A 6,645-nucleotide genomic window follows, 5' to 3' on the forward strand; every position below is an offset into this window, starting at 1 on the left:
TAGATCCAGAAGATCGTGTCCACGATCATGGAACGATCTCACGTGATCTACCCGGACCTCCTCACGCTCTCACATCATGCCCCACGCGCGCGCGAATCGGGGACCGGCCCTGCCGAGCCGCTTACGGTGGAACCCACCGCGCTGCCTGTCGTGATGTCCGATGAAATGGATGTCATGTCTCGTCTCCAGACGAATCACGGCGCGCAAAAGGCCCTGCCGGCCTCTGCGGCTTAGTGATTCTTTATTTGCTTCGCTGCTTCAGGCGCTGGCGAGTTCGTTCGCCGACGGCTTCGATGCATCGCCAGGCTGCGCGTCCTGACACTTGACTACCCCAGCCTCGGTTAACTGTCTGAGGTCTTCCGGTGTATATCCGAGACCCGACAGAAGCGCTTGAGTGTCCTGACCCAGCGAAGGCGGCGCCGCGCGCAGGTGCAGGCGCTCACCATCCAAGGTCAAGGGCAGCAGCGCAGTCCTCGTCGCTATGGGCTGTCCCGCGCCGCTTGCATCGGGCGGCAACGTCACTTCGGCGAGTCCGCCGGTCGCGAGCAGGTGCGGATCGTCGAACAGATCCTGCGGCTTGGTAATCGGCGCATAGGGCAGTCCGCAGCGCTCGAAAATCGTGCTGATCTCGGCCGCGGTGAACGCTTCCATGTGCTTTCGAAGCAGCGGCAGCAACCATTCGCGGGCCTGCACGCGCTGATTGTTGGAAGCGATACGCTCGTCCGCTTTGAGCTCCGCCAGCCCGAAAGCGTCGCAGAACAGCGCCCATTGCGTATCGGAGACAACGGCTAGGAAGATCTGCTCGCCGTTTTTGACCGAGAACACGTCGTAGACGGCCCACGCTGAAATGCGGCTTGGCATCGGCGCCGCCGCTTTGCCGGTCACGGCGAACTGCATCATGTGTTGAGCCACCAGGAACACATTGTTCTCGAACAGCGCGCTCTGCACTTCCTGCCCCCGGCCCGTGCGTTCGCGTTGAGCCAGCGCCGCCATCGCGCCTATCGCGCCGAACATTCCGCCCATGATGTCGTTGACACTCGTTCCGGCGCGCAGCGGCCTGCCTTCCGGTCCCGTCATGTAAGCGAGGCCGCCCATCATCTGCACGACCTCGTCGAGCGCGGTGCGATGATCGTATGGGCCGGGCAGAAAGCCTTTATGCGACACGTAGACGAGACGCGGATTGAGCCTGGACAGCGCGGCATAACCGAGGCCGAGCTTGTCCATCGTGCCGCTCTTGAAGTTCTCGCTGAAGACGTCCGCTCCAGCGAGGAGCTTGTGAACGATTTCCACGCCACGCGGATCTTTTACGTCCACGGCGATGCTCTTCTTGTTCCGGTTGAACGTGCTGAAGAAGCCCGCACCGGAGCCGCGCAAAGCGCGCGTGCTGTCGCCGGAAATAGGCTCGACCTTTATCACCTCCGCGCCCAGGTCCGCCAGCACCATGCCGCATGTCGGCCCCATCACCATGTGCGTCATCTCGACGACGCGTACGCCGCTATACGGCAGATTCTGGTTTGCTTGTACTTCGCTCATTACGCCACTCCAGTCAGGCAGCCTTCGGGTTGCGGCGCGCTGGGTGCGCGGCCGTCTGCATATGCGAATCCCTTTGGGAGCCCCGCGTCCTGCACGTGTCCGTATAACGCTTCGCCGGGCAGCGCCTCGGCGAGAATTGCACGGGCGGCGATCAGCCTGTCGATGTCCACACCGGTGTCATAGCCCATGGCTTCGAGCAGGAAGGCCAGGTCTTCTGTCACGATGTTGCCGGTCGCGCCCGGTGCATACGGGCAGCCGCCGAGACCCGCCTGGCTGGAATCGATCGTCGTTACGCCGACTTCGAGCGCTGCAACAACGTTGGCCAGCCCCTGTCCGCGCGTGTTATGGAAGTGGGCCCCGCCGGCCTTTGCGCCGAGTTCAGTTTGCAGACGGCGGAACAGCCGACGAACCTGGGTCGGATTCGCGTAGCCGCTCGTATCGGACAGCCCGATTTCATCGACGCCGCATTCGGCCATTGCCACGCACATGCGCATCGTCTGATCGTCGGTCACAGTGCCCGCGATCGTGCAGCCGAAGGCGACCGAAACCCCGGCCTCGATCTGCACGCCGGGAAACTGCTCGTTACGAAGCGCGACGATATTGCGCACTTCTTCGATCATCTGCGCATTGGTCTTGCGGATATTGGCCAGCGAATGTTCGTTGGTCACCGAAACGGGCAGCGTCACCTTGTGCACGCCTGCTTCGAAAGCGCTCTGGCTGCCACGAAGATTCGGCGCTAGAACCGCGACGTGCAAACCGGGAATGGAGAGCGCATGCGCGACGACTTCGCGAATGTCAGCCATCTGAGGCAGCAGTTTCGCCGGCACGAATGAGCCCACTTCAATTTCCTTCAGGCCTGCAGCGGCGAGCGCCGAGATCCATCGCAGCTTCGCTGCCGTGGGCATGACAGTTTTGATGCTCTGCAATCCGTCACGCGGACCGACCTCGCTGATCAACACCTTGGGATTGGGCGTATTCACGACTGACACCTTGGTTCTATTACGCAGACCGACGTTCTATGTAATAGAACTATAGGTGCGCTTTGCGGCCTCGTGAAGACGGGTAAACCCCGGAAATCGCGAAAAACAGAACTTGAGTTCTGTCACGCGAAACATTAGAGTGACAGCATAACCAGAGAGGAGAAGAGATGACTATCGGTGGGCCCGGGAATGCAGAGCGGTCGCTCGACGCATCGGACACAAGCAGTGGAGTCGCCGTTCTGGATCGAGCTTTCGCGATTCTCAACGCTTTCGGCCCGACCGACGACCGGTTGACGCTCACCGAGCTATCGCGCCGCACCGGCTTGTATAAAAGCACGGTCTTGCGGTTGCTCGGTGCTTTGGAGCACGGCGGATTTATGCGGAAGCTGAATGACGGTCAGTACGCTGTCGGACATCAACCGCTTCGCCTCGCAACGCTTTACCAGCGGTCTTTTCAAGTCGGCCCCGTTGTGGAACCCATCCTTCAGCAGTTGAGTCGCGACCTGGGCGAGACGGCCTCTTTTTACGTACGGCAAGGTGACAAGCGCCTGGTCCTGTATCGCTTGGAGCCATCGAGAAGCGTGAGAGTAGCGATCCGGATTGGCGAGGAATTCGAGATTGACAAAGGCGCCTCCGGCAAAGTGCTGCTCGCATTCAGTGAATCATCGGATCCGCGCTGGAATGAGGTGCGGGAACAATTCTGCGCGGTCTCATACGGTGAACGAGATCCCGAAACAACGTCAGCATCAGTGCCGGTGTTCGATTCAACCGGTCAGCTCTTGGGCGCTCTGACCCTATCCGGGCCGAAAGGCAGATTCGACGCCCCCGCCACCATCAACGTTGCTCTTAAAGCATTGCTTCTCAGCGCGAAGCGAGCAACGGTCGACTTGGGGGGCATCGGTGCGAGATACGATGCAAGCATCGCCAGATTCGTCGAAGAAGACGCTGTCAAACCGGAAAAAGCGGATGTCGATGGCGGAAATGCCTGACCCAGGCAACCGGTCCTTGAGCAGGCGCCCTTTGCATTAGGCATGTGAACCCCGGCATGCCATCTGAATGCCGCCTAAAGCGCGAATCGCCTTGCTGCGGCAACAATCACATCCTCCCTTACAAGCGACCAACGCGCGCAGCGCCCGGCTTTTCCCGGTTGGCTGAAAGGCGTCGTTATTCATTGTTGAGCCGATTCCACTCCGTACGGGCTGAAAGATGCGCTTGCCTGACATGCAAGACACGGGTCGGTGCTGGTTATCCCTAGTCGCTCCTTCGCTACCTGCACGGCTACCATGGGCATACTGTTGAGCAGAACTACGTTCTATCTAACAGAACTTCAGTAAAACAGCCAAGAGATATGCAGATGGCCAGTCTTCCCGTTAATGGGACAAAGCTCTCGTCCGGTTCACCTATCGTTGGGGAGGCAGAGCGAATCAACGCGCGTATCGACCGCTTGCCAGCGACGCGCTCGATATGGATGCTGGTCTTCGTGCTGGCTGTCGGCGGCTGGTTTGAGTTCTACGATCTATTCTTGACCGCGTATGTCGGACCGGGCCTCGTCAAAAGCGGCCTGTATTCGACGACGACGGCGTCGTTCTTCGGCTTCTCGGGGCTTGGCGCGTTCGTCGCGGCATCGTTCGCGGGTCTTTTCATCGGCACGTTCTGTTTGTCACGCCTTGCCGACCGCTTCGGACGCAAGACGACCTTCACCGTCTCGCTGCTTTGGTATTCGGTAGCGACCTTTGTGATGGCTTGGCAAGACAGCGCGTCCGCAATCAATCTGTGGCGTCTGATCGCGGGGATCGGCGTGGGCGTTGAGTTGGTGACGATTGATACATACGTCAGCGAACTCGTGCCGATGCATCTGCGCGGCCGCGCTTTCGCGTTCGTGCATCTTGTGCGTAAGCGGTCCATCTTTAGCGTCTGGCAGTGATCGCCAGGAGCGAGGAGCATAGGCGTCCACCTATTCGAGGTGGACACTTATGGCTGACAAAGACTCAGAGTTAAGAGTCGTACGACAGAGCCGTGATGGCCGGCGTCGCTACGACGAGCAAGGTAAGCGCACGCTGGTCGAGGCCGCGCTGCAACCCGGCGTTTCCGTCGCGCGCATGGCTCAGGAACACGGGATCAATGCCAATCTGCTACGTAAATTGATCACAAAATACCTGCTGGAGCGGGAGAAAGGCATCTCGCCTGCACCACAGGAGCCTGTTGCTGACCATCACGAGACGGCGCCTGCGGCAGAAGTGATCGATGGCGTGGCCATCGACCTTCTGGATCCGTGCAAGGCCGCATCACCCACGAGAACGTCATCTGCATTCGTCCCTGTCGTTTCGGTTCCGCCGGCGTTGCTCCCCGAAGAAAGCGCCTTGGCGAGAGCGCCTATGCCCTCATCGCCGTCAATGGCGCTTGCGCTGCACGTGCGTCTGCCGAACGGCGTCGAGTTTGATATCGCGGACGCGACCATCGACGAACTGGCCACCGTGGTCCAGATGCTTGGGAGAATGCCGTGTTCCGGTTCGACGCGAATCTGAAGGTGTACCTGCATCGCGATGCCGTCGATTTCCGGTACGGCATGAACAGCCTGTCGATTCTCGTTGAGCAGTCGATGCGCCTGAACCCGATGGACTCCTCGCTTTACGTGTTTGGAAACCGTCGCCGCGACCGGGTCAAGATCCTCGGCTGGGATGGCAGCGGCTTCTGGCTCCTGACGAAACGCCTTGAGACCGATAGGTTCATATGGCCCGACCGGAAAGCCGAGATCGTGACGATGACGCCTGATCTGTTACATGCGCTGCTTGAGGGCGATGACATTAGCACGATCCAGCGACATCCGAAGCGCGAGTATCTGCGCGTCAGCTGAACGCGTCATCGGGGTGCCGGTCTAATCCGCATGCCGGGCCAGGTCACGATCACCGCCGACGAACTGAAAGAGCTGCTCGCTGAGCGCGATGCCGCCCGTGCGTTGCGCGAAGAACAGGAGGCGCTACGCGGCGCCCTGCGGCTCGTGACAGCGGAACGTGATCTGGCCGAGGAACGGCTGCGTGCTTACCGTCGCGAACTGTTCGGCGCGAAAAGTGAAGGACGGGATTCCAATCAACCCGGGCTGTTCAACGAAGCCGAAGCACTTGGCGCGAACAGCGCGCCCGCCCTGGAAGACACACCGGAAACGACGGTTGCCGCGCACACGCGCAAGCGGCGTGGTCACCGCAAGCCGCTCGATCCCGATCTGCCGCGTGAGGTCGTGCGCCATGAACTGCCTGAAGCCGAACGCTTCTGTACGAACGACGGCCACCCGCTCGTCGAGATCGGCGTTGAGATCAGCGAGCAGCTCGATGTAATTCCGGAGCAGCTTCGCGTGCTCCAGCACCAGCGCGTCAAATATGCGTGTCCATGCTGCGATCTCGGCATCAAGGTCACGCCTGCGCCGCCGCGTATCATCCCGCGTGGGCTGCTGAGTGAATCAGCGCTTGCGTGGATCGCCACCGGCAAGTATCAGTTCGGGATGCCACTGTACCGTCAGGCCGGACTGCTACGTCGTTTCGGCGGTGACATCTCATCCAACACGATCGCCGCAAGCATGGTACGCGTCGGTCTGGCGACCCAGCCGGTGATCAACCTGATGCGTGATGCGCTGCTCGACGCGGATCTGGTCTACTGCGACGAGACGACATTCCAGGTCCTGAAGGAGAAGGGGCGAAAGCCTCAAACGAAGAGCTACCTCTGGGCGCAGATGACCGATTCAGGACATCCGGTCCGCTGCTTCACGTACACGCCGGGACGCGGCGCTCAGCTGGCCGACAAACTGTTCATGGGCATCCGCAAGGGCGCGGTCCTGATGACCGATGGCTATGAGCCCTATAACAGCATCGCCGACCGATACCAGCTCGTGCATCTTGGATGCTGGGTTCACTGCCGACGCTACTTCGTCAAGGCAGAAGAAAATGTGCCTAAAGCTGCGCGCTCGCCCGACCTGCTGGCCACACGCTTCATCAAGCTGATCGGAAGGTTGTTTGAGATTGACCCGCAAAAACGGACATCTATCCTTTGGAGAAGGAGGTGCCGATTATGGCCAAGCATCGTACCCCGTACCCGGCGGAATTTCGGGCGCAACTGGTCGAGCTGGTGAAGGCCGGACGCA

At 60.3% G+C, this 6,645-nt stretch carries 7 protein-coding genes; 5 read left to right on the forward strand and 2 right to left on the reverse strand.

What is annotated here, in order from left to right; all coding sequences use genetic code 11:
- Nucleotides 1–258: 258 nt before the first annotated feature.
- Both AB3X86_RS37520 and AB3X86_RS37525 read right to left on the reverse strand, forming a co-directional pair.
- Entirely contained in the window at nucleotides 259–1,533 is a 1,275-nt protein-coding gene (locus AB3X86_RS37520) for a CaiB/BaiF CoA transferase family protein (RefSeq protein WP_368599825.1), read from the reverse strand.
- On the reverse strand, nucleotides 1,533–2,513 hold the full coding sequence (locus AB3X86_RS37525; protein WP_368599826.1) for a hydroxymethylglutaryl-CoA lyase: 981 nt from the start codon (nucleotides 2,511–2,513) through the stop codon (nucleotides 1,533–1,535). Before AB3X86_RS37525 ends, AB3X86_RS37520 begins: the two co-directional genes overlap by 1 nt.
- A 167-nt stretch (nucleotides 2,514–2,680) precedes the next feature.
- Here AB3X86_RS37525 and AB3X86_RS37530 point away from each other — a divergent pair, with 167 nt between their 5' ends.
- From AB3X86_RS37530 to AB3X86_RS37550, 5 genes are all read left to right on the forward strand, one after another.
- Complete coding sequence (locus AB3X86_RS37530; RefSeq protein WP_368599827.1) at nucleotides 2,681–3,502, forward strand: IclR family transcriptional regulator; 822 nt, start codon at nucleotides 2,681–2,683, stop codon at nucleotides 3,500–3,502.
- Between the two features lie 365 nt (nucleotides 3,503–3,867).
- Nucleotides 3,868–4,437, forward strand: a complete 570-nt coding sequence (locus AB3X86_RS37535) for an MFS transporter (protein ID WP_368599828.1) — start codon at nucleotides 3,868–3,870, stop codon at nucleotides 4,435–4,437.
- A gap of 49 nt (nucleotides 4,438–4,486) precedes the next feature.
- The gene (locus AB3X86_RS37540) at nucleotides 4,487–5,038 is read left to right on the forward strand and encodes a transposase (protein ID WP_368599829.1); all 552 of its coding nucleotides are present in this window, start codon (nucleotides 4,487–4,489) and stop codon (nucleotides 5,036–5,038) included.
- A gap of 2 nt (nucleotides 5,039–5,040) precedes the next feature.
- The gene (gene tnpB / locus AB3X86_RS37545) at nucleotides 5,041–5,367 is read left to right on the forward strand and encodes an IS66 family insertion sequence element accessory protein TnpB (RefSeq protein WP_368599830.1); all 327 of its coding nucleotides are present in this window, start codon (nucleotides 5,041–5,043) and stop codon (nucleotides 5,365–5,367) included.
- A gap of 30 nt (nucleotides 5,368–5,397) precedes the next feature.
- Nucleotides 5,398–6,633, forward strand: coding sequence for an IS66 family transposase (locus AB3X86_RS37550; protein WP_368599831.1), 1,236 nt, complete (start codon nucleotides 5,398–5,400; stop codon nucleotides 6,631–6,633).
- The last annotated feature ends 12 nt before the right edge of the window (nucleotides 6,634–6,645 follow it).

The organism is Paraburkholderia sp. BR14374 (assembly GCF_040948685.1).
GTDB classification, from domain to species: domain Bacteria; phylum Pseudomonadota; class Gammaproteobacteria; order Burkholderiales; family Burkholderiaceae; genus Paraburkholderia; species Paraburkholderia youngii.

What these genes read in the sequence shown, in the direction of transcription:
- AB3X86_RS37520 (WP_368599825.1), bottom strand. Translation starts at nt 1,533, where the DNA reads ATGAGCGAAGTACAAGCAAACCAGAATCTGCCGTATAGCGGCGTACGC.
- AB3X86_RS37530 (WP_368599827.1), top strand. Translation starts at nt 2,681, where the DNA reads ATGACTATCGGTGGGCCCGGGAATGCAGAGCGGTCGCTCGACGCATCG.
- AB3X86_RS37535 (WP_368599828.1), top strand. Translation starts at nt 3,868, where the DNA reads ATGGCCAGTCTTCCCGTTAATGGGACAAAGCTCTCGTCCGGTTCACCT.
- AB3X86_RS37540 (WP_368599829.1), top strand. Translation starts at nt 4,487, where the DNA reads ATGGCTGACAAAGACTCAGAGTTAAGAGTCGTACGACAGAGCCGTGAT.
- AB3X86_RS37550 (WP_368599831.1), top strand. Translation starts at nt 5,398, where the DNA reads ATGCCGGGCCAGGTCACGATCACCGCCGACGAACTGAAAGAGCTGCTC.